Genomic DNA, 26,266 nt, shown 5'->3' with positions numbered 1-26,266 from the left:
GGGCGACTAGCATGGCGGGCGCGGGGCGGCAATGTCACGCACCCCCGGGGGGGCAGCGGTACAGGATCGGCAGGCCGGGCCTCCTTGCGTGGGGCCCCGGCAATCCCTAATCCTCAGGGTCAAGCGCCGCACCTCCGGTGGCGCCAGACCCGGACCCGACGTGAATCCTCAATTCCAGATCATCCTGTTTGCCGTGATCGCGGCCGTGGTGCTGTTCCAGCTGTACAATGTGCTGGGCAAGAAGGTCGGCCGCCAGCCGGAAGAGGATGCCCGCGCCAAGCCCAAGGGGGCCCCTGAAGCCGCCGATGCACCCCAGACCGGGCAAGCGGCGACGGGAGCCGTCCTCGACCCGGCAACGCTTGCGGCCATTGCCGGGCTCAAGGCCCGCGACCCGGCTTTTGACCCGCACCGCTTCCTCGACGGGGCCCGTCAGGCCCATGAGACCATCGTCCGCGGCTATGCCGAGGGCGACCGCGAGGCGCTGAAGCCCCTGCTGACCCCCGTCGTCATGACGTCGTTCGAAGCCGGCATGGCCGACCGCGAGGCGCGCGGCGAACAGGAACGGGTCGAATTCCCCCACCCCCCTCGCGCCGATCTGGAACTGGCGACGGTTCAGGGCGAAAAGGCCGTGGCCAAGGTGCGCTTCCTGTCGGAACTGAAGCAGACCATCAGCGCCGGCAGCGAGGAGCCGCGCGTCGAGGAGCGTCGCACCGCCGAACTCTGGACCTTCGAGCGCCCGCTGAACGCCAGCGACCCCAACTGGGTGCTGGCCCGGGTGGAGCCCGCCACCGCATGATGGCGGCGGCCGGTCGGGCAGGTGCGGTTGCGGCCCTGCTGCTGGCCGCCGTTGTTTCGGCCTGTGCCAGCGCGCCCGAGCCCGTTGCCCCGCCTCTCCCGGTGCCTCCGGTCACCCGGCCCGCGCCCTCGGCTCCGTCCCCGACCGTGGGGGCCGTGGCACTCACCGCCCTGCCCGGCTGGGATCAGGAAGATCACCTGACCGCCCTGATCGCCTATGCCACCGGCTGCAGCGCCCGGCGCGAGCCGGCGTCGCAGGCGATCTGCGGCGAAGCCCGCGCGCTGGTCGCCGACAATCCCACGCCCAGCGCGGCCCGCGCCTTTCTGGAACGCCGGTTCGTCGCGGTCGAGGCGGTGGCCCCGGAACCGTCCCGCGCCCTGCTGACGTCCTATTTTGCGCCGGAGTATGAGGCGCGCCGCGTCCCCGATGCCGACCATGATGCCCCGGTGCTGGCCCGGCCCGCCGGCTGGCAGCGCGGCGACCGGCTGGACGACCGTGCCACCATCGAGGCCAACGCATCAGCCTATGAGATCCTCGGCTGGATGCGGGCCGAGGACCTGTTCTTCCTGCAGATCCAGGGCTCGGGCTATCTGACCTTTGCCGACGGATCGCGCGCCCGCGCCGCCTATGCCGCCGACAACGGCCATCCGTTCGTCGGTATCGCCCGGCCCATGGCGGATCAGGGCCTGCTGCCGCCGAACGGCACCTCGGGGGACGCCATCAGGGGCTGGCTGGCCGCCCACCGGGGGCCGGAGGCCCGGGCGGTGATGGCGCTCAACCCGCGCTACATCTTTTTCCGCATGGACCCCGACGACGGCGGCCACCCGGCCGGGGCCGCGGGCATTCCCCTGCCCGCGCGCCGCGCCATTGCGGTCGATCCCGCCCACTGGACCTATGGCGACCCGGTCTGGATCGAGGCCGACGGCGGCAATCTGATCGGGGCCCGCGCCAGCTATCGCGGTCTGGTCATGGCGCTCGACACCGGCTCGGCCATCCGGGGCCCGGTGCGGGCCGACCTCTATATGGGCCGGGGCGATGCGGCGGGTGCCGAGGCCGGGGCGGTCCGCCACCCCCTCAGGATGTGGCGGCTGGTGCCGAGGCTCTAGCCGTACCCCAGGGCCCGCTTGAACGCTTCCGGCCGGCGCAGGGCCAGTCCGAACCGCCGACCATCGATCAGTTCGATGATCACAGCCGGATTCCGGATCCACCGTCGTTCATAGACCCTGTGAATGCCCCGCAGAGGGGTCTGGAATTCCATACCGGCCGACCACGGCGGAATGAAGAGATTGGCCGGGAAGTCCGGGCACACAAGGAGCTCTTCCTCTGTGACGGCCACAAGCAGGACCCGCCTCGCGCCCCCCATCCGCCCCAGGAAATGGCGGTCATCCCAGCCCGAGCCGGCGCGCTGCGAGTACACAGCGTCTCGCGGCAATCGGGGAAAGATCGGCTTTCCGCGCGCCTTTCGAAGGAAAATGGAGACTGCCATCCAGCCACCGAACCACACAAGGGGCCAGGCAGCCAGCCAGTAGGTCGGCGGCTCCTCAGTCACCGCCGCCGCATCCCGCCCAGCACGCCGCGCAGGATTTCGCGGGTCAGGGTTGAGCCGGCGGTGCGCAGGACGGATTTGGTCGCGGCCTCCAGCGGGGTTTCCCGGGACGAGCGCCGCGCCGGGGCGCGGGCGCGGGCCTCGCGTTCGGCCTCGCGGCGGATGCGGGTCTCTTCCTTCTCGCGGGCGGCCTTGGCCTTTTCCGCCTCCTTCGCCGCCAGCGCATCGGCCCTGGCCTTGTCCGCTGCGGCTTTCGCCTCGGCTTCGGCGGCATCCGCCTCGGCATGGCGCGCGGTCAGGATTTCATGGGCCGACTCCCGGTCGACCGGGGTGTCATAGACGCCGCGCACCGGGCTCGCGGCCATGACAGCGGCGCGCTCGGGCTCGGTCGCCGGCCCCAGACGGCTGTCCGGCGGGCGGATCCTGGTGCGGGCCACCATCGCGGGGGCGCCCTTTTCGTCGAGGGTCGAGACCACCGCCTCGCCCACGCCCAGCGCCGGAATCGCCTCGGCGGTATCGAACGCCGGATTGGGCCGGAAGCTGTCGGAGGCGGCCTTCAGCCCTTTCTGCTCCGAGGGCGTATAGGCGCGCAGGGCATGCTGGATGCGGTTGCCCAGCTGGCTGAGCACGCTGTCGGGGATATCGGCCGGGTTCTGGGTGACGAAATAGACGCCCACCCCCTTGGACCGGATCAGGCGCACCACCTGTTCCACCTTGTCGACCAGAGCCTTGGGCGTATCGTCGAACAGCAGGTGGGCCTCGTCGAAGAAGAACACCAGACGCGGCTTTTCCGGGTCGCCGATCTCGGGCAACTGCTCGAACAGCTCCGACAGCAGCCACAGCAGGAAGGCGGAATACAGCCTCGGACTGTTCATCAACCGCGCGGCGTGCAGCACATTGACCTGTCCCCGGCCGTCCAGACTGGTGCGGATCAGATCCTCGAGCCTGAGCGCCGGCTCGCCGAAGAAGGCCTTGCCGCCCTCCTGCTCCAGCTGCAGCAGGGACCGCTGGATGGCGGCGATCGAGGCAGGGGCCACATGGCCGACCTCGCGCCCGATGCGTTCGGCATTCTCGCCCACATGGACCAGCAGGGCCCGCAGGTCGTCGAGGTCGAGCAGCAGCAGACCCTCGGTGTCGGCAACGTGAAAGACGACCGACAGCACCCCCTCCTGCACCTCGTTGAGCCCCAGCATTCGGGCCATCAGCACGGGGCCGATCTCGCTGACGGCGGTGCGCACCGGGTGGCCCGCCTCGCCATACAGGTCCCAGAAGACGGTGGGGGCGGCGCGCGGGGTCAGGGCCAGCTGCATGCTCTCGGCCCGGGCGATCAGCTTGTCACCGGGCGTTCCGGCCACGGCGATGCCGGACAGGTCGCCCTTTACATCGGCGCAGAAAACCGGGACCCCGGCGTCGGAAAATCCCTGGGCCAGAATCTGTAGCGTCACGGTCTTGCCGGTGCCGGTGGCGCCGGCAATCACCCCGTGGCGATTGGCCCGGTCAAACCGCAGGTGGCGGGCATGGGACTCACCGTCGTCCTCGGTCCACCCCAGAAACAACCCGTCCGTCGCGCTCATGCCCTGCCCTCGCTATGTCTGTCACAGGACATAGACCAGACCGCGATTGACGGGAACGCCCGGAAGCCGGACAACCGGCCCATGAAGTCCGCCATGGCCGTTCCCACCTCGACTGTTGCGCGCAATGCGCTGGTGATGCTGGCCGCGGTGGCCGGGGGCGCGGCGCTGTTCTGGCTGCGGGACATCCTCACCCCGCTGGCCATGGCCATCTTCCTGCTGATCATGATCGACGGCATCAAGCGGTTCGTGGCCGACAATACGGTCCTCAGCGACCGGATGGCCGGCGTGGCCGCGCTGGTGCTTGTCATTCTGGGCTTCTTCGCCTCGATCGGTATCATCGTGAACGGGGCGACGGGCTTCTTTGGCGAGGCCTCGGGCGTGTCGACCCGACTGGGTCCACGGATCGATCAGGTGATCCGGGACCTGGCGGCCCTGTTCGGGGTCGACAGTCCGCCGACGGCCATGGACCTGATCGGCGACATCGATCTTCGCAGCTATGTGGCCGACTTTGCCCTGCAGGTTCAGAACGTCGCCAGCGGCGCCTTTTTCGTCCTGGTCTATCTCGCCTTTCTGATCGCGGCCCAGGCGGGTTTCCAGCGCAAGATCGTCGGCATGTTCCCCGTGCGCGAAACCCGGCACGAGGCGCGCGCCGTCTTTCAGCGCATCCGTTCGGGGGTCGAAGGCTACCTCTGGGTGCAGGCGGTGACCGGGGTGATGATCTGCGCAGTGGCCTGGGCCCTGATGCGGGCTGTGGGCCTTCAGAACGCCGAGTTCTGGACCTTTGTCATCTTCGTGGTCGGCTTCATCCCGATCCTTGGCGGCGCGATCGCGGGCCTGGCCCCGCCGATGTTCGCCCTCGTCCAGTTTGAAAGCTACTGGCAGGCCCTGATCCTGCTGATCGGACTGCAGACCGTGCTGTTCATCGTCGGCAACTGGATCCAGCCGCGCATGCAGGGCGACAATCAGAATATCGACCCGGTGGTGGTCCTCCTGTCGCTGGCCCTGTGGGGCAAGCTGTGGGGGGTGATCGGCATGTTCCTGTCGACGCCGCTGGCGGTGTTGATGATGGCCATCCTGGCCGAGTTCAAGGGCAGTCGCTGGATCGCCATCCTGATGTCCGGCGATGGCGAACCCTACCCGGACAGCGAAGAGACCCCGTCGAAAAAGCGCCCCACCCCCCGCGTCAACGCGCCACAGGCGGACGCCTCCGTTTCGGACGACTGACGGCTTGAAAGGGGCGTGGGGGCGAACCACCTCTGCATCACCGCCGCGGCCTCCCTCCCCCTCCCCCGGTCGCGGTGCGCGAGGACGACCCCTCCCCCTCCCGGGCTCGTCCAGACAGAGGCCGTCGGGTGCAAGCCCGGCGGCCTTAGTCGTTGTGGCGGGAAACCCACACCTTTGACGCAGCCTGCTCCCGGGTGACGTCCGCAAGGAACGCCTCCTTCGGCCCCCCGTTGTGTCAGCCGGGAGGGAAGCACGATCACGCCCGGGTGGAGACACCCGGTCAGACAAAGGAATTACGGATGCGAACCTCACTCTACACGGGCGCCGCCCTGGCAACGGTCCTGATGGCCGGTCTGGCCACCCCTGCCCTGGCGCAGTCCGCCCCGAATGACTGGAGCGGCCCCTACATCGGCATCTATGGCAGCTATCTGGAAACCAACGGCGATCCGGACGAGCAGCTGATTTTCGACCGCGACTTTGATGGCGAGTTCGACGACACCGTCGTCCTGAATGGCACCACGAACAGCGCCTTCAGCCCCGGCTCCTGCGCCAACACGGCACGGGGCGCCACTCTGGCTGAGGGCTGCTACCGACAGGGGGACGGCGTCGAGGGCGGCGCCCGCATCGGCTACGATGTGCAGTTCGGAAACTGGGTCGTCGGCGCTGTCGGTGAAGTGGCCGCGGCAGACGTCAACGACAGCGTCACCTCGTTCAGCACCACGCCGGCCTCCTACACCATGAACCGCGAACTGGAGCACACCGCCGCCCTGCGCGCCCGGATCGGCTACGCCATGGGCCCGGCCCTGGTCTACGGCACCGGCGGTGTCGCCTATGGCAAGGTCCAGAACAGCTTCTTCACCACGAATGGCGCCAACAGCTTCACCGAGCAGACCAGCGAGGACGATGCTGACGGCTATCAATACGGCGCCGGCGTGGAGTGGAAACTGGCCCCCAACCTGACGCTGGTGACGGAATATCTCTACACCAGCCTGGAGGCGGGCGACTATGTCGTGCGCGCCGGTCCGGGTACGGCGGGTCCGACCAACCCCTTCATCCTGCCGCCCAATACGGCCGGGACCGACATCACCCGCAGCAATGGTGACTTCGACTACCACGGCTTCCGCCTGGGGATGAACATCCGCTTCTAAAGCGGGATACCGGTTAAAACTCCGGCAGGGCCGGGCTCGCACAGGCGGGCCCGGCCCTGTTGCGTCCGGGCGGTCCCGCTCGCGCCGTTTCCGGGCTTTCCCTTTGGCGCGCACCGATCTAGTCATCAGGGTCATCCAGGCGGTGATGAGCCGCGCCATTGAGACCCTATTCGCATGTCCCGCGACGCCGCAGCTCCCTCGTCCCCCTCCCTCGACATCCTGTGCAAGGGCTTTGAGAAGGCTGCGGGCAAGAAGACCGACGCCCTGGTCAAGGGGTTCCTGGCCGAGGCCCTGGAAGACTACGACGCCGACGAGACGCCCGAGATCGGCCTTGAGGACCTCGCGGCCCTGCTGGCCGAGGCCTGGACCACCGCCGCCGTTCGTCAGGCCGGCGAGCCTGCGCGCATCCAGGTCGGTCCCCTGCACGGGGCGGATGGTCGCGCCACGGCCTTTGACCGCATCCTGATCGTTCAGGACGACCGTCCCTTCCTGGTCGACAGCGTCATGGGCGAACTGGCCGAGACCGGCGTGTCCGTGCGCGCCATGTTCCACCCGATCGCCGACGTCACGCGGGACGGCGCGGGCCAGCGCACGGCCGGTGCCGGCCAGACGCGCGAATCCGTCATCATCGTCGTGATGGACCCGCTCCCGCAGGAGCGGCGCGACAGCTTGGGCGAAGGTCTCGCCACCACCCTGTCCGATGTCACGGCGGCGACCGCCGACCATGGCGCCATGCGCGAGCTGATGGCCCGGTCCGTGGCCCATCTTGAGGCCCACCCTCCCGGCATCAATCCCGAGGTCGTCGCCGAGACGGTGGCCTTTCTCAACTGGCTGAATGACGACCACTTCGTCTTCCTCGGCGCGCGCGACTACGACTATCCGCGCTCGGCCGACGGCGGCTATGAGGCCGAGGCGCCGCTCTCGCAGTCAGGCGAGGGGCTGGGCGTGCTGCGCGATCCCGAGCGCACCGTGCTGCGCCGCGCCAATGAACCCGCCGTCCTGACCCGCCAGATGAAGCGCCAGCTGGACCTGTCGGACCCGGTCACGGTGGCCAAGGCCAATGCCCGGTCCCGCGTGCACCGCCGGGCCTATATGGACTATATCGGCGTCAAGCGGTTCGGGACGGACGGGCGGCCCTCGGGCGAGACCCGCTTTGTCGGCCTGTTCACGGCCGAGGCCTATGACCGCGTGGCCTCACAGGTGCCGCTGGTCCGGCGCAAGGTCGAGAACGCCCTCAAGCGCGCCGGCAAGGCCGGCAGCGGCCACAGCCACAAGCGGCTGAAGAACATCCTCGAAAATTATCCGCGCGACGAGCTGTTCCAGGTCACCGAGGACGAACTGTTGCCGATCGCGCTCGGCATCCTTCACCTGTACGACCGGCCGCGCATCCGCCTGTTCACCCGCAACGATCCGTTCGACCGGTTTGTCTCCATCCTGGCCTTCATCCCGCGCGAGCGGTTCCACGCCTCCCTGCGCGAGCGGATCGGGCGGATCCTGGCCCAGGCCTGGGGCGGGCGACTGTCGGCCTGGTATCCGCAGCTGTCCGATGCCCCGCTGGTACGCATCCACTACATCATCGGGGTCACGCCCGGCGAACATCCCACGCCTGACCCCGTCGCGCTCGAGGCCGAGGTGGCCGAGGCCGGACGCGGCTGGCCCGAGCGGTTCGAGGCCGCCCTGCGTGCCGCCGGGGTCGACGACGTCGCCGTCGGCCCGCTCAGCACCCGCTGGACCGAAGCCTTCGGCACCGCCTATCGCGACCGTTATACGGCGGCCGAAGCCGTCATCGATCTGGAGCGGTTCGACCAGCTGAACGACAGCGGAGAACGCGACGGCGGTGAGCCGATCGCGGTGCGCGCCTTCCGCACGGCCGAGGACAGCCCCCTGCAGTTCCGCTTCAAGCTGTATCACCGCGGCAGTCCCGTGCCCCTGTCCGATGTCCTGCCGGTTCTGGCCGACATGGGGCTCAAGACGCTTGAGGAATGGGGCCATGCCGTCCGGCCCCAGGGCGATCTGCCCATCCATATTCATGAATTCCTGCTGGAAGACCCGCGCGGCGAGAAGCTGAGCTTCGACTCCATCAAGGCGCCGTTCGAATCTGCGGTCGCGGCCGTCTGGTCGGGCCTGACGGAGAGCGACGGTCTGAACCGGCTGGTGATCGAGCTGGGCATCGGCTGGCGCGAAGCCGCCCTGATCCGCACCCTCGCCCGCTATCGCCAGCAGACCGGCATGGACCCCAGCCAGTCGGTGCAGGAAGAGGCCCTCTATCTGTATCCGGACGTCGCGCGCGGTCTGCTGGAGCTGTTCCGGCTGAAATTCGATCCCGATGCGGCCGAGGGCGATGGCCGGTTCGACAAGGTCTCGGACCTCAATGCCCGGCTGGATGAACAGCTGCAGGCGGTCAAGAGCCTCGACCATGACCGTGCCCTGCGTCGCCTGACCAATCTGGTCCGGGCGACAATGCGGACCAACTACTACATCCGCGATGACCAGGGGCAGCCGCAGCCGCACATCTCGATCAAGATCGCCTCGCGTGAGCTGGACGATCTGCCCCTGCCCAAGCCCTATCGCGAGATCTTCGTCTGGGCTCCGCATATCGAGGGCGTGCACCTGCGCTTCGGCCCCGTGGCCCGGGGCGGCCTGCGCTGGTCCGACCGGCGTGAGGACTTCCGCACCGAGGTGCTGGGACTGGTCAAGGCGCAGCAGGTCAAGAATGCCGTCATCGTGCCCGTGGGTTCGAAGGGGTGCTTCTATCCCAAGAATCTGCCCCAGATCGTCCGCGCGGGCGGTGACCGCGACGCCCAGCAGGCCGAGGCCATCCGCGCCTACAAGACCTTCCTGTCGGGCATGCTGGACATCACTGACACCATCGACGCCGACGGCACGGTGGTGACCCCCGAAGGGGTCATCCGCTGGGAAGGGGACGATCCCTATCTGGTCGTGGCCGCCGACAAGGGCACGGCGACCTTTTCGGACATCGCCAATGGCGTCTCGGCGGACTACGGCTTCTGGCTGGACGATGCTTTCGCCTCGGGCGGATCGGTCGGCTATGACCACAAGGCCATGGGCATCACCGCCCGCGGCGCCTGGGAGGCGGTCAAGCGCCACTTCCGCGAAATGGGCCGGGACATCCAGACCGAGCCCTTCACCGCGGTCGGCGTGGGCGACATGTCGGGCGATGTGTTCGGCAACGGCATGCTGTTGTCGAAACAGACCCGCCTGCTGGCGGCCTTCGATCACCGCGACATCTTCCTGGACCCCGATCCCGATCCGGCGACCAGCTGGGCCGAGCGCAGCCGCCTGTTCGACCTGCCGCGCTCGTCCTGGCAGGACTACGATGCGAAGAAGATCTCGAAGGGCGGCGGGGTCTTCTCGCGCGCGGAAAAATCCATCCCGCTGACGCCCGAGGTCCGCGCCATGCTGGACATCGAGGATGAAGCCCTCGACCCGCAAAGCCTGATCCGGGCTATCCTCAAGGCCCCGGCCGAACTGCTCTACCTCGGGGGCATCGGCACCTATGTGAAATCGGTGCACGAGACCGATACCCAGGTCGGCGACAAGACCAATGACCCCCTGCGGGTCAATGCCGAGGACCTGCGGGTCAAGGTGGTCGGCGAGGGCGCCAATCTGGGCCTGACCCAGGCCGCCCGCATCGCCTTTGCCCTCAAGGGCCGCGGCGAGGGCGGGGGCCGCATCAATACCGACGCCATCGACAACTCGGCCGGCGTCGACACCTCCGACCACGAGGTCAACATCAAGATCCTGCTGGGGTCGGCCATCATGTCGGGCGCGCTCAAGCCCGAGGATCGCAACCCCCTGCTGGCCGAAATGACCGAAGAGGTCGGCGAAAAGGTTCTGGCGCACAATTACGACCAGACCCTCGCCCTGACCCTGCAGGCCGACGAGGGCGTGCGCGCCCTGGATTCCCAGCAAGGCTTCATGCAGACGCTGGGCAGCCGCGGACGTCTGGACCGGCGCGTCGAGGGCCTGCCGGACGATGTGCGCATCGCCGAGATGAAGGCCATCGGTCAGGCCCTGACCCGGCCCGAGATCGCGGTGCTGACCGCCTATTCCAAGATCGAACTGTTCGACGAGATCGTCGCCTCGACAGCCCCGGACGATCCCTTCTTCCGCGAAACCCTGGCCCAGTATTTCCCCGAGCCGCTCGCGCGCTTCGGCGAGGAAATGCAGTCCCACCGCCTGCGCCGCGAGATCATCGCCACGGTCCTGAGCAACCAGATCGTGAACATGATGGGGGCGACCTTCCCCGAGCGGCTCAAGCGCAGCGCCGAGGTCGGTGCCGGGTCCATGGTCGTGGCCTTTGCTGCAGCCCGCCGCATCTTCCGCCTCGACGAGGCCTGGGACGCGGTATCGGCGCTCGACCTCAAGGTCTCGTCGCCCGCCCAGATCGCCCTCTACCGCGAGATTGCCACCGTCCTGCGGCGCCAGACCTTCTGGCTGTCCCGCCGCGCGCCCCTGTCGGGTGTGACGGTCGACAGCCTGATCGAGACCTATCGCCCGATCGCCGATGCCCTCCTGTCCGAGGGCGGAGACGTCCTGTCGCGGTTCGAACAGGGCCGGCTGGATGACCGCGTCCGGGGCTTTATCGCCCAGGGCATCCCCGAAGCCATGGCCCACGAGGTCGCCTTGCTTCGGTCGCAGGTGGCGGTGGCGGATGTCGGCGATCTGGCCCGCGAGGTCGACTGGCCCGCGCCGGCCATGGCCCGCCTGTACCATCAGGTCGGCGCTGCCTTCGATCTTGACCGGCTGCGGTTTGCCGCGGGCCAGGTGCCCTCGGCCGACCATTTCGACCGTCTGGCCGTGCGCCGCCTGATCCAGGACTTCATGGTCGAGCAAATGGTCCTGACCCGGGCTGTCGCCCGCGCCTCGGACCCGAAGGTTGGTCAGAGCGAGGCGACCGCCGAGGCCGCGGTCGACGCCTGGATCGGTCACCGGCTCGAGGTGGTGGAGGGTGTCCGCGCCTCGGTCGACGAGATTGAACAGTCGGGTCAGGGCTGGACCTTCGCCAAGCTGACCATCGCCAACGCCACGATCCGGGAGGTGGCCGCCTCGGCGGGCTAGGTCCCGTCGTCGGCCAGCAAGGGGAGGGACATCATGCCGCGTAAATTCCTGGTGGTCGTCGACGACAGCCCCGAGTTCGAGACGGCGCTCCGCTATGCCGCCCGCCGCGCCCGTTCGACGGGCGGTCGGGTGGCCCTGCTGCGGGTCATCGGCCATGGGTCGGATGCCCACTGGTCGGGTGTCCGCGACGAAATTGACCGCCAGCTGCGCGAGGAGGCCGAGGCGCTGCTGATGCGGCTGGGCGAAGAGGCGGCCGATCGCTCCGGCGCCCCCCCGCTGTTCCTGATCGAGGAGGGGGATCCGCTGGCCGCCCTACGCAAGGTCGTCGACGAGGATCCGGACATCAAGATCCTGATCCTGGCCTCGGGCGGCGGGGGCCGGGGGCCGGGTCCCCTGATCAGCGCCATCCTGAAACAGGGCTCGCTGGGCGGGCGCAAGCTGCCGGTGACCATCGTGCCGGGCGAACTGAGCGATAGCGAGATCGACGACCTGGCGTAAAAGTGGGCGCGCCAACTCTCGGCACGCGGCGTCTTGCTGCGTGAGCGCAGCCCTTGAATGCGCCGCGCAGCGGGCGCATGTCAGGGCCATGTTCATCCAGACCGAAACCACGCCCAACCCGCAGGCGCTCAAATTCCTCCCCGGACGGGAGGTCTCACCCGACCGCACCCTGGAGTTTCGCACCATCGACGAGGCGACGGCCTCGCCTCTGGCCGAAGCCCTGTTCGAGCTGGAAAATGTCGCGGGTGTGATGCTGGGCGCCGACCATATCGCCGTCACCCGCGGTCCGGACGGGCCCGACTGGTCCGAGATGAAGGCGCCGATCCTGGCCGCCATCATGGACCATTTCGTTTCAGGCCGCCCGGTGCTGAATGCGGGGGCCTCGGGCGAGGAACCGGGCGACGGCACCGAGGACACCGAGATCGTGCAGGAGATCAAGGCCCTGCTGGACAGCCGGATCCGGCCTGCCGTGGCCCAGGACGGCGGCGATATCCTGTTCGACTCCTTCGACGAGGCCACCGGCCTCCTGACGCTGCGGATGCGGGGCGCCTGCGCGGGCTGTCCGTCCTCCACCGCCACGCTCAAGGCGGGGGTGGAGCAGATGATGCGCCACTACATCCCCGAAGTGACCCAGGTCGAACAGACCCTCTGAGTCCGGTCCAACTTTTTCGTCGCCCTGTCCCGCCTGCGTGGTAAACCGGGGCCATGCGACTGTCTGCGTCATCCGATGAGGTCAAGGCCCGTATGCAGGCCGAACTCGCCGCCCTCGGCGAGGCGCTCGCCCGCCTGCGGCACGCCGCCGGCCTCAGCCAGGCCGAGGCCGGCGAACGGGTCGGCATGACCGGGCAGGGGTGGGGCCTCTATGAGGCGGGCAAGCGCGCCGGGCTGTTCCGGCCCGACATCCAGACCCGTCTGACCGCGGCCCTCGGTGCGACGCCTGACGCCCTGTCGCTGGAGCGCGGCCCGCCGCCGCCTCAGCCCAGCGGGGAAGGGGAGGGTGGCCGCGGCGTAGAGGCACGCTCGAGGGCCTTCCAGGCCGCCGAAGCCCCGGTCCCCCCGGATACTGAAACCTTCACGTTTCCGGTCCACACCGAAGAGGTCTGGCCCTGGGCGTCCAGCGGCGTGGTTCTGGTCTGCGATCCCGGCCGCTGGCCGCGCCGGGGACAGGGCTGTGTGGTCGAGACAGCCGATGGCGATACGCGTGTCCGCCTGTTCGACGGGGCCGACCGGGATTTTCTCATTCTGAAGGGCGGGTCCGCAGGCCTGGACCAGACCGAGCGCCTTGCCCGGCAAGAGGTTGTCCGCCTGTCCACCGTCGTCTCTCGCAACGAAACGTGAAACACTTGCATTTCAATTCCGCAGCGCATATGAAACGTTTTAGGTTCGACAAAGCGTATTCATCGGAGGGATCGGGTGTCCCGTCAGTCCAGACGTCAGACAAGCCGCGAGGGCACGCCGGTCGACACCTGGGTCGGCGCCCGGATCGCCGGGCGACGGCAGGCGATGGGCCTTTCGCAAATCGCCCTGGCCGAACGCGTGGGCGTCAGCTTTCAGCAGATCCAGAAATACGAGACCGGCATCAACCGCATCTCGGCCTCGCGTCTCCATCAGATCGCCCTTGCGCTGGGGGCCGAGGCGGGCAGCTTTTTTCCGGTGCACGACCCATCCTTGACGGCGGACGCGGTGCCGCCCGCCACACTGGCTTCAGCCGCCACACCCGCCGGGAGGCTGGCCGCCGCCTTCTCCCGCATTCCCCGGAGCCGGGCGCGACGGGCATTGGTGGTTCTGGCCGAGGCCCTGGCCGAACCGTCGGGCGCCCACCCCTGAACCCTGGGCGGGCCTCATGACCCTTCTGGTTCTGGATACGGCCCAAGGCCTGTGCACGGTCGCCCTCGGACGCGAGGCCCGGGTGGTCGCGTCCCGGTCCGAGGCGATGACCCGGGGCCATCAGGAACGGCTTCCCGTTCTGGTCGAGGCGGTGCTGGCCGAGGCCGGCATTCCGGCATCCGCGCTTGAGGTCGTCGCGGCCACGCGCGGGCCGGGCTCCTTCACCGGTCTCCGCGTCGGACTGGCCTTCGCCCAGGGACTGGCCGCCGCCACCGGTGCCCGCCCCATTGGCCTGTCCTCGCTCGATGCGCTGGCCGTTCAGGCGCATCTGGCCGAATCCGACAGCCCCTCTCCGATTGCGGCCGTGATGGATGCCCGCCGGGGTCAGGTCTATCTGGCGCTCTGGGGGCCCGTCGACGATGTCGGGGAGATTGACCCCGCGCTTGCCCGCGCCCCGATGCAGGCCGCCGGAGCCATGACGATCGAGGATGCAACCGCCCTGCTGGGCGCCTCCAGCCCCCAGGCGCGGGTGATCGGCAGTGGCGCACACCTGATCACACCCGAACCGTCGGACGCAGGGCCGGTCGAAGGCCCCGATCCGGCAGCCCTTGTCCATCTGACAACGATCCGTGCCGGGCAAGCGGACCCGACCGGGCTCGAGCCCCTCTATCTGCGTGCCCCCGACGCCACCCCGCCGACGCGCCTGCCGGGCCAGCCCCGGCCTGAGCGGGTATGAGCATCGATGCGGCCCGGCTGGCGGATATCCACGCCCGGGCGATCACGCCTGCCTGGACGGAAGCGGCCCTTCGCGACCTGCTGGCCCAGCCCGGCGTCTGGGCCGAGGTGGAGCCCGATGGCTTCATCCTGATGCGTCGGGCGGGGGACGAGGCCGAGGTCCTGACGCTTGCGGTCTTGCCCGAGGCCCGGCGCCGCGGACGCGGCCTCGCCCTGATGCAGGCGGCGCTGGCCACCTGCCGCACCCGCGGGGTCAGCGACGTCTTCCTTGAGGTCGCCGCCGACAACACCGCCGCCCGGGCGCTCTACCAGGGGCTGGGCATGATCGAGAGCGGACGCCGCCGCGGCTACTATGCGCGCAGCGAGGGTCCGGCGGTCGACGCCCTGATTCTCACTCGCAACTTGGGCGGGACGCTTCCCTAGAGCCCGCCAAGGCCCTATTCTTTGCCCATGGACCGGATCGAGAAACTATGCGCCGACCGCGGCATGCGGATGACCGAGCAACGCCGCGTGATCGCGCGGGTGCTGTCTGCGGCCGAAGACCACCCCGATGTCGAGGAATTGTACCGCCGCGCCTCGGCGGTCGATCCGCACATCTCGATCGCCACCGTTTACCGCACCGTGCGCCTGTTCGAAGAGGCGGGCGTCGTCGAAAAGCACGACTTTGGCGACGGTCGCAGCCGCTATGAAGAGGCGGGCGACGACCACCACGACCACCTGATCGACACCAAGACGGGCGAGGTCATCGAATTCTACGACGCCGAGATCGAGCGGCTGAAGACCGAGATCGCCAAACGCCTCGGCTTTGACCTGATCGGCCACAAGCTGGAACTGTATGGCAAGCCCACGCCCGGCGCCGAGCCGTCGGACCGCGAAGGCCTGATCTACAAGCGTCACAGCCAGCGTGACACCGAGGAAGCCTGACCGGGTCCCGCCCCCGCCTTGCGGGCGCCACGCCCTGCCCTCATAAGCGAACCATGACCGACACCGAGACCCTGCCCAAGGCCGGAGCGGGTGCGCCCAAGCGCCTGTTCATCAAGACCTACGGCTGCCAGATGAATGTCTATGACTCCGAGCGCATGGCCGATGTCCTGCGCCCGCTGGGCTATGCGCCGACCGAGACGGTCGAGGACGCGGACTTCGTCATCCTCAACACCTGCCACATCCGCGAGAAGGCCGCCGAAAAGGTCTATTCCGAGCTGGGCAAGCTGCGGATCCTCAAGGAGGAAAAAGCGGGCGCCATGACCATCGCCGTCGCCGGCTGTGTCGCCCAGGCCGAGGGCGAGGAAATCATGCGCCGCCAGCCCGCCGTCGATCTGGTGGTCGGGCCCCAGGCCTATCACCAGCTGCCCGAACTGCTGACCCGCACGGCCCGCGCGCGCGGCGAGCGGATCGGCGCCGACTTCGCCCCGGTCGACAAATTCGATGCCCTGCCCAAGGCCCGGGGCGTGCAGGGCGTCACCGCCTTCCTGACCGTGCAGGAGGGCTGCGACAAATTCTGTACCTTCTGCGTGGTGCCCTATACCCGCGGCGCCGAATGGTCGCGGCCTGTCGCCGCCATCCTCGGAGAAGCGCGTGCGCTGGCCGATCAGGGGGTGCGCGAGATCACCCTGCTGGGCCAGAACGTCAACGCCTATGACGGCGAAGGGCCGGACGGCACGCCCTCGTCGCTGGCCCGACTGGCCTATGCCCTGGCCGACATCCCGGGTCTGGACCGCATCCGCTATACGACCAGCCATCCCAATGACATGGGCGAGGACCTGATCGTCGCCCACGGCGAGCTGGACGCCCTGATGCCCTATCTGCATCTGCCGGTGCAGTCGGGCTCGGACCGCATCCTGCGCCTGATGAACCGCAAACACGGCCGGGCCAAATATCTGGATCTGGTCGAGCGCCTGCGGACGGTCCGGCCCGATCTGGCCCTGTCCGGCGACTTCATCGTCGGGTTCCCCGGCGAGACCGAGGCCGATTTCGAGGCGACGATGGAGCTGGTGCGCGAGGTCCGATACGCCTCGGCCTTCTCCTTCATGTATTCGCCGCGCCCGGGAACGCCCGCCGCCACCATGGGGGCCCAGGTGCCCGCCGAAGTGTCGCGCGAGCGTCTGCACCGGCTGCAGGCCCTGCTGCTGGACCAACAGGCGGCCTTCAATGCGTCCCAGGCCGGGCGCGTGCTACCGGTCTTGTTCGAAAAGCCCGGACGGCATGACGAACAGGCTATTGGCCGCTCGCCCTACCTGCAGTCGGTCCATGTGGAGGACGCGCGCGACCTGATCGGCCAGATCGTCGAGGTCGAGATCACGGCGGGCCAGCAGAACAGTCTCAAGGGGCGTCTGATGCCCCGCTCGGAACAGGCGGCCTGAATGGCGCGCGGCAGCGAATTCATCACCCTCGAGGACGGCGTCCTGCGTCAGGTGGTCGGGCCCAACAGCCGCCATCTGGCCCGGATGGAGTCCGCCTATGACGTCGATCTCGACGCGCCCGGCGGCGGCATCCGCATCAACGGTTCGCCGCGCGACCGGGCCGATGCCCGGCGCATGATCGAAAGCCTGTCGGCCAAGGTCGAGCAGGGGGTCGAGATCACCGACGATCTGGTCATCGCCATCCTGCGTCAGGACCGGAGGGGCGCGGCCGCCACCGGCGGGGTGCTGGCCTTTGGCCGCAAGGGGGCCATCACGCCCACGGGCTTGGCCCAGAGCCGCTATGTCGACATGATGACCCATTGCCCGCTCAGCTTCGGCGTGGGCCCGGCGGGCACCGGCAAGACCTTCTTGGCGGCCGCCTATGGGGCGTCGCTCCTGCGGGCGAAAAGCGTCAGCCGACTGGTGGTCACCCGTCCCGCTGTCGATGCCGGCGAAAAGCTGGGCTTTCTGCCCGGCGACCTGAATGAAAAGGTCGACCCCTATCTGGCCCCCATATGGGAGGCCCTGAACGAGGTTCTGGGCCCGGAACAGGTCCAGGCCCACCGCGACCGCCGCGAGATCGAGACCGCCCCCATCGCCTTCATGCGCGGCCGTACGCTCAAGAACGCCTTCGTCATCGTCGATGAGGCCCAGAACACCTCGCGCATGCAGATGAAGATGGTGCTCACCCGGCTGGGCGAGAACTCCCGCATGGTGGTGACCGGCGACCCGACCCAGATCGACCTGCTCAATCCGCGTGACTCCGGCCTGTCGCACGCGCTCCGTATTCTCAAGGGCGTCGAGGGTGTCGGCGTGGTCGAATTCGCCGCCGAGGACGTCATCCGCCACCCGTTGGTCGAGCGGATCGTGCGGGCCTATGACGCGGACGGCGCGCGCGGCGGCACATGATCGAGATACAGGTCGAGGATCCGGCGTGGGCCGGGGCCCTGCCCGATGTCGAGGCGGTGGTCAGGCGCGCCGCAGCGGCCGTGCTGGGCGGTGCCCCCATGCCCGATGACGAGCCGCTGGCCACCGTGCTGCTTGAGGACGATGAGGCGGTTCAGGCCCTGAACGCCCGGTTTCGCGACCGCGACGCCCCGACCAATGTGCTGAGTTTTCCAGCCCCTGCGGTCCCCGGCGCGCCGGCCGAAGACACCTATCTGGGCGATATCATCCTGGCCTTCGGCGTCTGCCGGCGTGAGGCCGTCGACCAGGGCAAATCTCTCGCCCATCACCTCTCCCATCTGGTCATCCACGGCCTGCTGCACCTTCAGGGCCACGACCATCAGGCCGACGAGGAGGCCGAGCTCATGGAGGCGCGCGAGCGTACGCTTCTTGCAGGTCTCGGGATTGATGATCCCTATCGTGCCATTCTGGATCGCGAGCCATGACCGACGCGACCGTTAACCCAACCGCTCGTCTGACCGGCCGGATGCGCCTGCTGCGCGCGTGCCTTGCCCTGCTGGCGGGCGCCGGAGCGGCCTTCGCCCACCCGCCGTTCGGCATCCTGCCGGGCCTGCTGGGCTATGCCCTGTTGCTGGTGCTGGCCGACGGCTCCCCCGATCGCCGCGGAGCCTTCTGGATGGGCTGGCTGGCGGGCTTTGCCTATTTCCTCGTCGGCTGCTGGTGGGTGGCCGAGGCCTTTCTGGTCAATCCGGCCCAGGCCTGGATGGCGCCCTTTGCCGCCGCGCTGCTCCCCATGGGCATGGGCCTGTTCTGGGGTCTGGCGCTGGCGGTCTATCGCAACCTTGAGGTCAAGGGTGTGCGCCGGGTGCTGGCCTTTGCCGCCCTGTTCGCCCTCGTGGAATGGCTGCGCGGCCATGTGCTGACCGGCTTTCCCTGGAATCCGGCGGGGGCCAGCTGGCAGGCGGGCTCGGCCCCGTCGCAGGTGGCGGCCCTCGTCGGTGTCTATGGTCTCGGCTTTCTCACCGTGGCGGCCTTCGCCTCGTTTGGCCCCCTGATGATGCCCGGCAACCGCAAGGCCCGGGCCGGCAAGGCGGCGCTGGGGGTTGTGCTGATCCTCGCCCTCTACGTCTGGGGCGGTTTCCGCCTGACCGGCGCCCAGGTCGAGATGACGCCGACGGTCATCCGCATCGTTCAGGCCGATGTCGACCAGCAGTCGAAGTGGACGCCTGACGCCTATCGCTCGATCGTCGACCGCTACGTCAATCTGACCGGGCGTCCCGGCGCGCGCGTGCCCGACGTCATCATCTGGCCCGAGGGCGCCCTGCCCAATACCGCCAATGCCGTACTCGCCCCCGACGCCTGGGAAGCGGCGGCGCTCCGCAATGTGCTGCAGCCGGGCCAGATCCTGCTCATGGGGATGAGCCGCGCCGAACCGGACCCGTCAACCGAGGTCGGCGCCCGCTTCTACAACAGCCTGCTGGCTGTCCGTCGGGGCGGCGAGAGCGGGCTGGAGGTCACCGGCATCTATGACAAGCACCGGCTGGTGCCGTTCGGCGAATATCTGCCGGCCGGGGCCCTGATGAGCCGTATCGGGGTGCGCAGCCTCGTGCATGTGGCCGCCGATTTCAGCCCGGGGCCGCGTCCGGCGCCGCTGAAGCTGGAGGGCCTGCCCGATCTTCAGCCGCTGATCTGCTATGAAAGCCTCTATCCCGGTTTCACCCGGGGTGTGGGCGCGGATCGACCGCTATGGATCGCCAATGTCTCGAACGACGCCTGGTTCGGGCGCACCTCGGGCCCGGTCCAGCATCTGAATCTGGCCGCCTATCGCGCCATCGAGACGGGCCTGCCCGTCGTGCGCGCCACGCCGACCGGCATCTCGGCCCTGATCGACCCCTGGGGCCGGGTCGACCCCGGCGCCCGGCTGGACCCGGGCGAGAGCGGTGTGATCGACACCCGCCTGCCGGCCGCCCTGTCTCCGACCCTGTTCGGACGGATCGGCGATCTCGGATTCTGGTTGCTGACCCTGGGGGCCTTGCTGCTCGCGATCGGCGACCGGTTCTTGCCCCTCGTCCGACGAGTCCGACGCTGACCGTGTGTCCGGTGCCGTACGCAAACAGAGAATTCCCCTGTCAGGCGTGTGCGCAGTATTTCGCCCCGTATCTGTCTTGATTTTTAGGTGACAGGGCGTTTTGACGGGCGCATGACGGCGTCAACGCGCTGCAACAGGACAAGAGACGATGGCGAGAGGCAAGGGCGTCGATGGGCCCCACCCGGTAGACCGGTATGTCGGGCGTCGCGTATGCGAAAAGCGGATCAGCCTGGGCTATAACCAGAGCGATCTGGGCCGCGCCCTTGGTCTGACCTTCCAGCAGATCCAGAAGTACGAAAAGGGCGTCAACCGGATCTCGGCGTCCAAGCTGTTCGACATCTCACGCTTCTTCAAGGTCGACGTCGGCTACTTCTTCGACGGTCTGGCCGAAGGTGCCGCCGGCATGGCCGAAGAGGGCGCCGAGTTCGAGCATGACTTTCCCGCCACCCGCCAGACGATCGAGATCGCCCGGCTGGCGCCCCAGCTGTCGGCCAAACGTCAGCGCCTGGCGCTGGATCTGATCCGCGAAATGCTGGACACGCCCGAAACCGAAACGGCCGACTAGCGGCTCTCGCTGCCCGAACGCCGCTGGCCGAAGGTCGGCGCCGCCGCCTTCTCCTTGGCCCAGTAGGCCGCCCCGTCGTCGGGCTTGAACATGGTGCGCGGCACCCCGTCGGAATCGACCACGGCAAAGGTGTTGGTCGAGGCCTGATAGATCAGCGTATCGCCATTCGCCCGGCGCACCGTCTCGGCATCTGCAGGCGGTGTGGTCGTGAAGGCCGTGATTGCCGCCAGATAGGCCTCGACCGTCGTCGTGCCGAAATCCGCCCCGTTCCGTTCAAACAACCGCTGGACCTTGGCCTCGGTCGTCTCGCGCCGGTTGGCGGTGACGGCCGGCTTGGCCCCGGCGGCGGCCCCTGCGTTCTTGGCGGCCTCGCCCCCCGATCCGGCGTCGGCCGGTTTGGCCTCTTCGGCCACCGCCGCACGGTCGCGCGTCTCGACCGCCGAGGCGCCATTGTCACAGGCCGAAAGACCCAGAGCGGCCAAACCGGCCACGATCAGAAACAGATTTGTCTGGCGCATCTAACCCTCCCTCAAGGAACCCGCCGGGGAGGACAAAAGCACAAGATTAATGTTCTTGCAATGTTCCTGTTCGGTGAACCGGATTTCGCGAAACGGCCGCTGCTCGACGGGGCGGGGAGGGGCGGCTAAGGAAGACGCATGGCCGAACATCGTCCCGCTCGCCCCGCTGTGCGCCGCGTCCTGCTGATCGTGGGGGGCGGTATCGCGGCCTACAAGGCGCTGGAGCTGGTGCGGCTGATGCGCAAGGCGGGGCTGGAGGTGAAGGCCGTCCTGACCCGCTCGGGCGCCGAATTCGTCACCCCGCTGTCGCTGGCGGCCCTGACCGGCAGTGCGGTACGCCAGGACCTGTTCTCGTCAGAGGACGAGACCACCATGGGCCATATCGAACTGTCGCGCTGGGCCGATCTGATCGTCGTCGCACCCGCGACCGCCGGCTTGCTGGCCAAGGCCGCCACGGGTGCGGCCGATGATCTGGCCTCGACCACATTGATCGCCGCCGACGCCCCGGTGCTGCTGGCGCCCGCCATGAATGTCCGCATGTGGCTGCACCCGGCGGTCCAGGCCAATCTGTCCACCCTGCAAGGCTTTGCCGAGCCCCGCTATACGGTGGTCGGCCCGGACGACGGCGAAATGGCCTGTGGCGAATATGGCCCGGGCCGCATGGCCGAGCCTGCAGCCATCCTTGACGTCATCCTCGCCCATGACGGCAAGGCCGGGCTGCTGGCCCGTCCTCTGGCCGGCCGCCATGCCCTCGTCACCGCCGGACCGACGTTCGAGCCGATCGACCCCGTGCGCGGCCTGACCAACCGCTCCAGCGGCAAACAGGGCTATGCCATCGCCGGTGCCCTCGCCCGGGCTGGCGCGCGCGTGACCCTGATCTCCGGGCCGGTGGCGCTGGACACGCCCGCCGGTGTTGACCGGGTGTCGGTCGAGACGGCCGACCAGATGCTGGCGGCGGTCGAGGCCGCCCTGCCCGCGGACCTCGCCATTCTGACGGCGGCGGTCTCGGACTGGCGGGTTGCGGGCGCCGCCGACACCAAGATCAAGAAGCAGCCGGGGGAGGGGCCGCCCGCCCTGTCGCTGGTCGAAACCCCGGACATCCTGAAGGCTCTGGCCACCCGCGCTGAGCGGCGCCCCGCCCTGGTCATCGGCTTTGCTGCCGAGACCGGCCAGCTGGAGGCGCGCGCCGCCGCCAAGCTGGAGACCAAGGGCTGCGACTGGATCGTCGGCAATGATGTGTCGGAGGGTGTCTTCGGGCGTGACGACACCCGGGTCATCCTGTTCCGCAAGGGCGAGGCCCCCGAGCCCTGGCCCGAGACCACCAAGACCGCCGTGGCCGATCGTCTGGTGCGCGCGGTCGTCGCCCGTTTTTCGAAAGAGGCTTCATGACCCGCATCGCGCTCGTGCAACTGCCCCACGCCGAGGGCCTGCCCCTGCCGGCCTATGAAACCGACGGCGCGGCGGGCATGGATCTGCGCGCCGCTGTGCCGGAGGACCAGCCCATGGTGCTCGAGCCTGGCGCCCGGGCCCTGGTGCCGACCGGTCTGAAGATAGCCGTGCCTGTGGGCTTCGAGGCCCAGGTGCGGCCCCGCTCCGGTCTGGCGCTCAAGGCCGGCATCACCTGTCTGAACAGCCCCGGCACCATCGACAGCGACTACCGCGGTGAGGTCGGGGTGATCCTGGCCAATCTGGGCGGCGAGGCCTTTGTCATCCGGCGCGGCGAGCGCATCGCCCAGATGGTCATCGCGGCCCATGAGCGGGCGGAATGGTCGGTCGTCGACAGCCTCGACGAGACCGCCCGAGGCGCCGGCGGCTTCGGCTCGACCGGCCGCTAGACCGACGCCGGTTCAGCCATCCCCCTCCACCGATCCGGCGCCCCCGGGAGCCATTTCCGCAGAACGGTGTTAACCTTGACGATATCTGGCCCCCGCGTCGGGGGTCGTCATGGACAGGGAGGACCGGCATGGAAGGCCTGCTGGATCAGATCGGACAACTGCTGAGGGGCATCTTTGCCCTCGCAGAAGGGGGCTTTGACGGCGTCAACCAGGTGCTGGGCCTGATCATCGCGGCCGTGGCCGCCGTGCTGATGGCCAGCTGGGGCCGGCTGTTCCCGACGGCTCTGGCGGCGGCCGTCATCCATGTGATCATCACCGTCGTGCGGCCGGTGCTGGACGGCGGCGCCTTTGCCCTGCCGGATCTTCTGAGCGGCGGCTTCTGGCTGGCCCTGTTCGCCCTGTTCATCGGCTATGCCATCGTCATCGCCGTCTTCTTCTTCCTGAAAAGTCTGGTGTTCGGGCGCCGGCACGCCCACGCGCACTGACGGCAATCAGATCGGCGGCGTGGGGGCCGTGACCGCCCGCCGCCGGACCTGCTCGCGCCAGGCCGTATAGAGCCCGCTGGCGACGATCAGGGCGGCCCCCGCCAGCGACGAGATCGAGGGCGCGACCGACAGCGCCAGCCAGCCGAACAGCACGGCGCCTGCGATCTGCAGATAGTCAAAGGGCATGACCGCCGACACGGGCGCCAGCCGCAGCGACTCGGTCATGGCCAGCTGGGCCACGCCCCCGGCCATGCCGGCCCCCACCAGGAAGGCAAAGGCCAGCGGCGGATGCAGGCTGCCAAATGCCGGCAGCAGCAGGGCGCCCACGACCGCGCAGGCGATAAAGAACCAGAAGACGATGGCCGCCACATGCTCGGTCTGGCTCAGGTGGCGCAGCGTCACGGTCACCCCGGCCGAAAAGCCCGCACCCACCAGCGCAAACGCGACCCCCATCGCCGGCAGGGCATCCCCGCCCGGGCGCATGACAATCATCACCCCGGCAAAGCCGACCAGGACCGCCAGCCAGCGATGCCGCCCGACCGCCTCCTTGAGGAACAGGAACGACAGCAGGGTGGCGAACATCGGCGCGGTAAAACCGAGCGTCGTCGCATCGGCCAGCGGCAGCAGGGTCAGGGCCTGAAACAGGCACAGGATGCCGGTCACCCCGAGCGCACACCGCCACAGATGCATCAGGGGCCGCCGCGTCGTGATGGCCTTGAGGCCCGGCCCCATCATCACCCAGGCCAGCACCACCGGCAGGCCGAAGACGGCGCGGTAGAACATCATTTCAGGGGCGGTGACGCCGGTCTCGGCGGCCAGCTTCATCAGGCCGGACATCAGCGAGAAACTGCCCGCCGCGAGAATCCTCAGCAAGATGCCGCCCGTGATGCCCTCCAGCCGGATCACGGCGTCTCCCCTCAGGCCTGGCGGAAGCCCAGCACGTCCTGCATGTCGTAAAGGCCGGGGCGGCGGTTGCGCACCCAGGCGGCGGCGGCGACCGCGCCCTTGGCGAACAGCGAGCGGTCGATGGCCGAATGGCTGAGGGTCAGCACCTCGTCGTCCGAGGCGAAGATCACGGAATGTTCGCCGATGATCCCCCCGGCGCGCAGGGCGGCAAAGCCGATCTCGCCCTCGGCGCGGGGCTCGCCGACGCCGTTGCGCGGGGCGGCGCGGACATCGTCCAGCTCGACATTTCGCCCGCTGGCCGCGGCCTCGCCCAGCATCAGGGCAGTCCCCGAGGGCGCGTCGACCTTCTTGCGGTGGTGCGATTCCAGCACCTCGATGTCCCAGTCACGCGCGTCCAGCCGCTGGGCCGCATGCTCGACCAGACCGATCAGGATGTTGACGCCCAGCGAAAAATTGCCGCTGCGGACGATGGCGACCTTGTCGGCCGCTGCCTCGATCCGGGCCTCTTCCTCGGGCGACAGGCCGGTCGAGCCGATCACCAGCGCGGGCCCGCCCGCCTCGGCGCAGCGCTCGGCCAGTTCAACCGAGGCCTCGGGCGTCGAGAAATCGATGATCACATCGCACAGCGACAGATCGGGCAGTTCGCCGCGATCAAAGCGGGCCGCGACCACCACATCCTTGCGGGCATCCAGAACCTGGCTGACCGCCCGTCCCATCCGCCCGCGCGCGCCGGAAATCCCGGCGTGGAACAGGGCGTTCACGCGGCGGACTCCCGCGAGGAGGAAGCGCCCGGCCCGTCGCCGTCGCCCCCCAGAATATCAGCCCAGAAGCGTTTGGCCTTGCCGGCAAAGCTGGAATTGCGCGGGTTCTGGTCCTCGCCGAACGACTGGGCCAGTTCCTGCATCAGCTCCTTCTGGCGGGGCGTCAGGTCCGAGGGCGTCTCGACGAACAGCTCGACGACCAGATCGCCGCGCTGCTTGCCGTTCAGGTGGGGCATGCCCTTGCCCTTGATGCGGATGGTCTTGCCGGTCTGGGCGCCCGCGGGCACCTGGACCGGGGCCTTGCAGCGCCCGTCGCAGGCCTCGGACACAAGGCAGGGGGCGTCGATCGCCCCGCCCAGCGCCGCCACCGTCATCGGCACCGGCACCGTCACCAGCAGGTCCAGATTGTCCCGCTCGAACAGCTCGTGCGTCTTGACCGACAGGAATACATAGAGGTCGCCGCGCGGGCCGCCGCGCAGCCCGGCATCGCCTTCGCCCGTCAGGCGGATGCGCGACCCGTCATCGACCCCGGCCGGTACTTTCAGCGACAGGGTCCGCGAGCGGCGAACCTGCCCCTGACCGCGGCAGGTGGTGCAGGCTTCGGCCACGCGCTTGCCGGCGCCGCCGCAGTGCGGACAGGTGCGCTCGACCTGGAAGAAGCCGTTGGCCTGACGCACGCGCCCCGCGCCCTGACAGGTCGAACAGGTGACCGGCTGGGTGCCCGGCTTGGCCCCCGTGCCCTCGCAGGGCTCACAGGCGGTGGTCGTGGGGAAGGAAATCTCGACGTCGGTGCCGCGATAGGCGTCCTCGAGCGTGATCTCCAGATCATAGCGCAGGTCCGATCCCCGCCGGGGCCCGCCGCTGCGGGCGCCGCGCCCGCCGAACACATCGCCAAAGGCGTCGCCGAACACCTGCTCGAAGATGTCGTTGACGTCGGCATAGCCGGCCCCGCCGCGCCCGAACGGTCCCTGACCGCCGCCGCCCACGCCCTCATGGCCGAACCGGTCATAAGCGGCGCGCTTTTGCGCATCCGACAGGACGGCATAGGCTTCGGAGACTTCCTTGAAGCGGGTCGAGGCCTCCTCGCAGCCGTCGTTGCGGTCCGGGTGGTGCTGCATGGCCAGCTTGCGATAGGCGGCCTTCAGCCCGGCGGCATCGACCGTACGTTCAACCCCCAGGATTTCGTAATAATCGCGCTGCGCCATCTGGCCGTGATCCTCATTATCCCGTTTCGATCCGGTCGCCCCTCTTGGGCGGAGGCTGGCCGGAAACCGATACCCTGTCAGACATGGGTGTCGGGTCGCATGATGCAAGTTTCATGAAACGGCCCCGCCTGTCGCCTGACAAGCGGGGCCGGATGCATTGTGCCTTC

At 68.8% G+C, this 26,266-nt stretch carries 26 protein-coding genes; 20 read left to right on the top strand and 6 right to left on the bottom strand.

Annotation, left to right across the window (positions count from 1 at the left end):
- Positions 1 to 160: 160 nt before the first annotated feature.
- Together timA and V7672_RS07415 are read left to right on the top strand one after the other, a co-directional pair.
- A complete protein-coding gene (gene timA / locus V7672_RS07420) occupies positions 161 to 796 on the top strand; it encodes a TIM44-related membrane protein TimA (RefSeq protein WP_335623960.1) in 636 nt (211 codons plus the stop codon).
- Positions 796 to 1,902, top strand: coding sequence for an MltA domain-containing protein (locus tag V7672_RS07415; RefSeq protein ID WP_335624406.1), 1,107 nt, complete (start codon positions 796 to 798; stop codon positions 1,900 to 1,902). The genes timA and V7672_RS07415 overlap by 1 nt, the downstream gene beginning before the upstream one ends.
- Here V7672_RS07415 and V7672_RS07410 read toward each other — a convergent pair.
- Positions 1,899 to 2,345, bottom strand: a complete 447-nt coding sequence (locus V7672_RS07410) for a hypothetical protein (protein WP_335623959.1) — start codon at positions 2,343 to 2,345, stop codon at positions 1,899 to 1,901. The two genes, V7672_RS07415 and V7672_RS07410, sit on opposite strands and share 4 nt — an antisense overlap.
- Positions 2,342 to 3,916, bottom strand: a complete 1,575-nt coding sequence (locus V7672_RS07405; RefSeq protein ID WP_335623958.1) for a helicase HerA-like domain-containing protein — start codon at positions 3,914 to 3,916, stop codon at positions 2,342 to 2,344. The genes V7672_RS07410 and V7672_RS07405 overlap by 4 nt, the downstream gene beginning before the upstream one ends.
- A gap of 93 nt (positions 3,917 to 4,009) precedes the next feature.
- On the opposite strand from V7672_RS07405, the gene V7672_RS07400 reads away from it, so the two are divergent.
- The 15 genes from V7672_RS07400 to V7672_RS07330 all read left to right on the top strand — a co-directional run bounded on the left by V7672_RS07400 (position 4,010) and on the right by V7672_RS07330 (position 20,389).
- The gene (locus V7672_RS07400; protein ID WP_335623957.1) at positions 4,010 to 5,140 is read left to right on the top strand and encodes an AI-2E family transporter; all 1,131 of its coding nucleotides are present in this window, start codon (positions 4,010 to 4,012) and stop codon (positions 5,138 to 5,140) included.
- A 299-nt stretch (positions 5,141 to 5,439) separates the two neighbouring features.
- The gene (locus V7672_RS07395; RefSeq protein ID WP_335623956.1) at positions 5,440 to 6,288 is read left to right on the top strand and encodes an outer membrane protein; all 849 of its coding nucleotides are present in this window, start codon (positions 5,440 to 5,442) and stop codon (positions 6,286 to 6,288) included.
- 174 nt (positions 6,289 to 6,462) lie between these two features.
- Complete coding sequence (locus V7672_RS07390; protein ID WP_335623955.1) at positions 6,463 to 11,370, top strand: NAD-glutamate dehydrogenase; 4,908 nt, start codon at positions 6,463 to 6,465, stop codon at positions 11,368 to 11,370.
- A gap of 33 nt (positions 11,371 to 11,403) precedes the next feature.
- Positions 11,404 to 11,868 (top strand): universal stress protein, encoded by a 465-nt coding sequence (locus V7672_RS07385; RefSeq protein WP_335623954.1) that lies wholly within the window; start codon positions 11,404 to 11,406, stop codon positions 11,866 to 11,868.
- A gap of 88 nt (positions 11,869 to 11,956) precedes the next feature.
- Positions 11,957 to 12,520 (top strand): NifU family protein, encoded by a 564-nt coding sequence (locus V7672_RS07380; protein WP_335623953.1) that lies wholly within the window; start codon positions 11,957 to 11,959, stop codon positions 12,518 to 12,520.
- Between the two features lie 53 nt (positions 12,521 to 12,573).
- Positions 12,574 to 13,206 carry a helix-turn-helix domain-containing protein gene (locus V7672_RS07375; protein WP_335623952.1) on the top strand — a complete coding sequence of 211 codons (633 nt, stop codon included), beginning with the start codon at positions 12,574 to 12,576 and terminating at the stop codon, positions 13,204 to 13,206.
- 75 nt (positions 13,207 to 13,281) lie between these two features.
- Positions 13,282 to 13,695: a helix-turn-helix domain-containing protein gene (locus tag V7672_RS07370; RefSeq protein WP_335623951.1), complete on the top strand. Its 414-nt coding sequence runs from the start codon at positions 13,282 to 13,284 to the stop codon at positions 13,693 to 13,695.
- A gap of 16 nt (positions 13,696 to 13,711) precedes the next feature.
- The gene (gene tsaB / locus V7672_RS07365; RefSeq protein ID WP_335623950.1) at positions 13,712 to 14,431 is read left to right on the top strand and encodes a tRNA (adenosine(37)-N6)-threonylcarbamoyltransferase complex dimerization subunit type 1 TsaB; all 720 of its coding nucleotides are present in this window, start codon (positions 13,712 to 13,714) and stop codon (positions 14,429 to 14,431) included.
- Positions 14,428 to 14,853: a GNAT family N-acetyltransferase gene (locus V7672_RS07360; protein ID WP_335623949.1), complete on the top strand. Its 426-nt coding sequence runs from the start codon at positions 14,428 to 14,430 to the stop codon at positions 14,851 to 14,853. Before tsaB ends, V7672_RS07360 begins: the two co-directional genes overlap by 4 nt.
- A 27-nt stretch (positions 14,854 to 14,880) precedes the next feature.
- Entirely contained in the window at positions 14,881 to 15,354 is a 474-nt protein-coding gene (locus V7672_RS07355; RefSeq protein ID WP_335623948.1) for a Fur family transcriptional regulator, read from the top strand.
- Between the two features lie 53 nt (positions 15,355 to 15,407).
- Positions 15,408 to 16,790 carry a tRNA (N6-isopentenyl adenosine(37)-C2)-methylthiotransferase MiaB gene (miaB, locus tag V7672_RS07350; RefSeq protein WP_335623947.1) on the top strand — a complete coding sequence of 461 codons (1,383 nt, stop codon included), beginning with the start codon at positions 15,408 to 15,410 and terminating at the stop codon, positions 16,788 to 16,790.
- Positions 16,791 to 17,738 (top strand): PhoH family protein, encoded by a 948-nt coding sequence (locus V7672_RS07345; protein ID WP_335623946.1) that lies wholly within the window; start codon positions 16,791 to 16,793, stop codon positions 17,736 to 17,738.
- On the top strand, positions 17,735 to 18,220 hold the full coding sequence (ybeY, locus tag V7672_RS07340) for an rRNA maturation RNase YbeY (RefSeq protein WP_335623945.1): 486 nt from the start codon (positions 17,735 to 17,737) through the stop codon (positions 18,218 to 18,220). The genes V7672_RS07345 and ybeY overlap by 4 nt, the downstream gene beginning before the upstream one ends.
- The gene (gene lnt, locus V7672_RS07335; protein WP_335623944.1) at positions 18,217 to 19,824 is read left to right on the top strand and encodes an apolipoprotein N-acyltransferase; all 1,608 of its coding nucleotides are present in this window, start codon (positions 18,217 to 18,219) and stop codon (positions 19,822 to 19,824) included. Before ybeY ends, lnt begins: the two co-directional genes overlap by 4 nt.
- Positions 19,825 to 19,972: 148 nt before the next feature.
- Positions 19,973 to 20,389: a helix-turn-helix domain-containing protein gene (locus V7672_RS07330; protein ID WP_335623943.1), complete on the top strand. Its 417-nt coding sequence runs from the start codon at positions 19,973 to 19,975 to the stop codon at positions 20,387 to 20,389.
- Here V7672_RS07330 and V7672_RS07325 read toward each other — a convergent pair.
- Positions 20,386 to 20,907: an S-type pyocin family protein gene (locus V7672_RS07325; RefSeq protein ID WP_335623942.1), complete on the bottom strand. Its 522-nt coding sequence runs from the start codon at positions 20,905 to 20,907 to the stop codon at positions 20,386 to 20,388. The genes V7672_RS07330 and V7672_RS07325 overlap by 4 nt on opposite strands.
- 138 nt (positions 20,908 to 21,045) lie before the next feature.
- Here V7672_RS07325 and coaBC point away from each other — a divergent pair, with 138 nt between their 5' ends.
- From coaBC to V7672_RS07310, 3 genes are all read left to right on the top strand, one after another.
- The gene (gene coaBC / locus V7672_RS07320; protein WP_335623941.1) at positions 21,046 to 22,296 is read left to right on the top strand and encodes a bifunctional phosphopantothenoylcysteine decarboxylase/phosphopantothenate--cysteine ligase CoaBC; all 1,251 of its coding nucleotides are present in this window, start codon (positions 21,046 to 21,048) and stop codon (positions 22,294 to 22,296) included.
- A complete protein-coding gene (dut, locus tag V7672_RS07315) occupies positions 22,293 to 22,742 on the top strand; it encodes a dUTP diphosphatase (RefSeq protein WP_335623940.1) in 450 nt (149 codons plus the stop codon). Before coaBC ends, dut begins: the two co-directional genes overlap by 4 nt.
- 128 nt (positions 22,743 to 22,870) lie before the next feature.
- Complete coding sequence (locus tag V7672_RS07310) at positions 22,871 to 23,227, top strand: hypothetical protein (RefSeq protein WP_335623939.1); 357 nt, start codon at positions 22,871 to 22,873, stop codon at positions 23,225 to 23,227.
- 6 nt (positions 23,228 to 23,233) lie between these two features.
- Here V7672_RS07310 and V7672_RS07305 read toward each other — a convergent pair whose 3' ends face one another.
- The 3 genes from V7672_RS07305 to dnaJ are packed head-to-tail and all read right to left on the bottom strand — an operon-like array spanning position 23,234 to position 26,099.
- Positions 23,234 to 24,133, bottom strand: coding sequence for a DMT family transporter (locus V7672_RS07305; protein WP_335623938.1), 900 nt, complete (start codon positions 24,131 to 24,133; stop codon positions 23,234 to 23,236).
- 11 nt (positions 24,134 to 24,144) lie between these two features.
- Positions 24,145 to 24,894 carry a 4-hydroxy-tetrahydrodipicolinate reductase gene (gene dapB, locus V7672_RS07300; protein WP_335623937.1) on the bottom strand — a complete coding sequence of 250 codons (750 nt, stop codon included), beginning with the start codon at positions 24,892 to 24,894 and terminating at the stop codon, positions 24,145 to 24,147.
- On the bottom strand, positions 24,891 to 26,099 hold the full coding sequence (gene dnaJ / locus V7672_RS07295) for a molecular chaperone DnaJ (RefSeq protein WP_335623936.1): 1,209 nt from the start codon (positions 26,097 to 26,099) through the stop codon (positions 24,891 to 24,893). Before dnaJ ends, dapB begins: the two co-directional genes overlap by 4 nt.
- Positions 26,100 to 26,266 lie beyond the last annotated feature (167 nt).

The organism is Brevundimonas sp., assembly GCF_036963785.1.
In the GTDB taxonomy this organism is placed as follows: domain Bacteria; phylum Pseudomonadota; class Alphaproteobacteria; order Caulobacterales; family Caulobacteraceae; genus Brevundimonas.
Note: the sequence above shows the minus strand (reverse complement) of the source record. Positions and strands in the feature narration are given on the sequence as shown.

Bases quoted from the DNA above. Each gene is read 5' to 3' on its own strand.
- V7672_RS07415 (WP_335624406.1), top strand. From the start codon at position 796: ATGGCGGCGGCCGGTCGGGCAGGTGCGGTTGCGGCCCTGCTGCTGGCC.
- V7672_RS07405 (WP_335623958.1), bottom strand. From the start codon at position 3,916: ATGAGCGCGACGGACGGGTTGTTTCTGGGGTGGACCGAGGACGACGGT.
- V7672_RS07400 (WP_335623957.1), top strand. From the start codon at position 4,010: ATGGCCGTTCCCACCTCGACTGTTGCGCGCAATGCGCTGGTGATGCTG.
- V7672_RS07395 (WP_335623956.1), top strand. From the start codon at position 5,440: ATGCGAACCTCACTCTACACGGGCGCCGCCCTGGCAACGGTCCTGATG.
- V7672_RS07390 (WP_335623955.1), top strand. From the start codon at position 6,463: ATGTCCCGCGACGCCGCAGCTCCCTCGTCCCCCTCCCTCGACATCCTG.
- V7672_RS07385 (WP_335623954.1), top strand. From the start codon at position 11,404: ATGCCGCGTAAATTCCTGGTGGTCGTCGACGACAGCCCCGAGTTCGAG.
- V7672_RS07380 (WP_335623953.1), top strand. From the start codon at position 11,957: ATGTTCATCCAGACCGAAACCACGCCCAACCCGCAGGCGCTCAAATTC.
- V7672_RS07375 (WP_335623952.1), top strand. From the start codon at position 12,574: ATGCGACTGTCTGCGTCATCCGATGAGGTCAAGGCCCGTATGCAGGCC.
- tsaB (WP_335623950.1), top strand. From the start codon at position 13,712: ATGACCCTTCTGGTTCTGGATACGGCCCAAGGCCTGTGCACGGTCGCC.
- V7672_RS07360 (WP_335623949.1), top strand. From the start codon at position 14,428: ATGAGCATCGATGCGGCCCGGCTGGCGGATATCCACGCCCGGGCGATC.
- V7672_RS07355 (WP_335623948.1), top strand. From the start codon at position 14,881: ATGGACCGGATCGAGAAACTATGCGCCGACCGCGGCATGCGGATGACC.
- miaB (WP_335623947.1), top strand. From the start codon at position 15,408: ATGACCGACACCGAGACCCTGCCCAAGGCCGGAGCGGGTGCGCCCAAG.
- V7672_RS07345 (WP_335623946.1), top strand. From the start codon at position 16,791: ATGGCGCGCGGCAGCGAATTCATCACCCTCGAGGACGGCGTCCTGCGT.
- ybeY (WP_335623945.1), top strand. From the start codon at position 17,735: ATGATCGAGATACAGGTCGAGGATCCGGCGTGGGCCGGGGCCCTGCCC.
- lnt (WP_335623944.1), top strand. From the start codon at position 18,217: ATGACCGACGCGACCGTTAACCCAACCGCTCGTCTGACCGGCCGGATG.
- V7672_RS07330 (WP_335623943.1), top strand. From the start codon at position 19,973: ATGGCGAGAGGCAAGGGCGTCGATGGGCCCCACCCGGTAGACCGGTAT.
- V7672_RS07325 (WP_335623942.1), bottom strand. From the start codon at position 20,907: ATGCGCCAGACAAATCTGTTTCTGATCGTGGCCGGTTTGGCCGCTCTG.
- coaBC (WP_335623941.1), top strand. From the start codon at position 21,046: ATGGCCGAACATCGTCCCGCTCGCCCCGCTGTGCGCCGCGTCCTGCTG.
- dut (WP_335623940.1), top strand. From the start codon at position 22,293: ATGACCCGCATCGCGCTCGTGCAACTGCCCCACGCCGAGGGCCTGCCC.
- V7672_RS07310 (WP_335623939.1), top strand. From the start codon at position 22,871: ATGGAAGGCCTGCTGGATCAGATCGGACAACTGCTGAGGGGCATCTTT.
- dnaJ (WP_335623936.1), bottom strand. From the start codon at position 26,099: ATGGCGCAGCGCGATTATTACGAAATCCTGGGGGTTGAACGTACGGTC.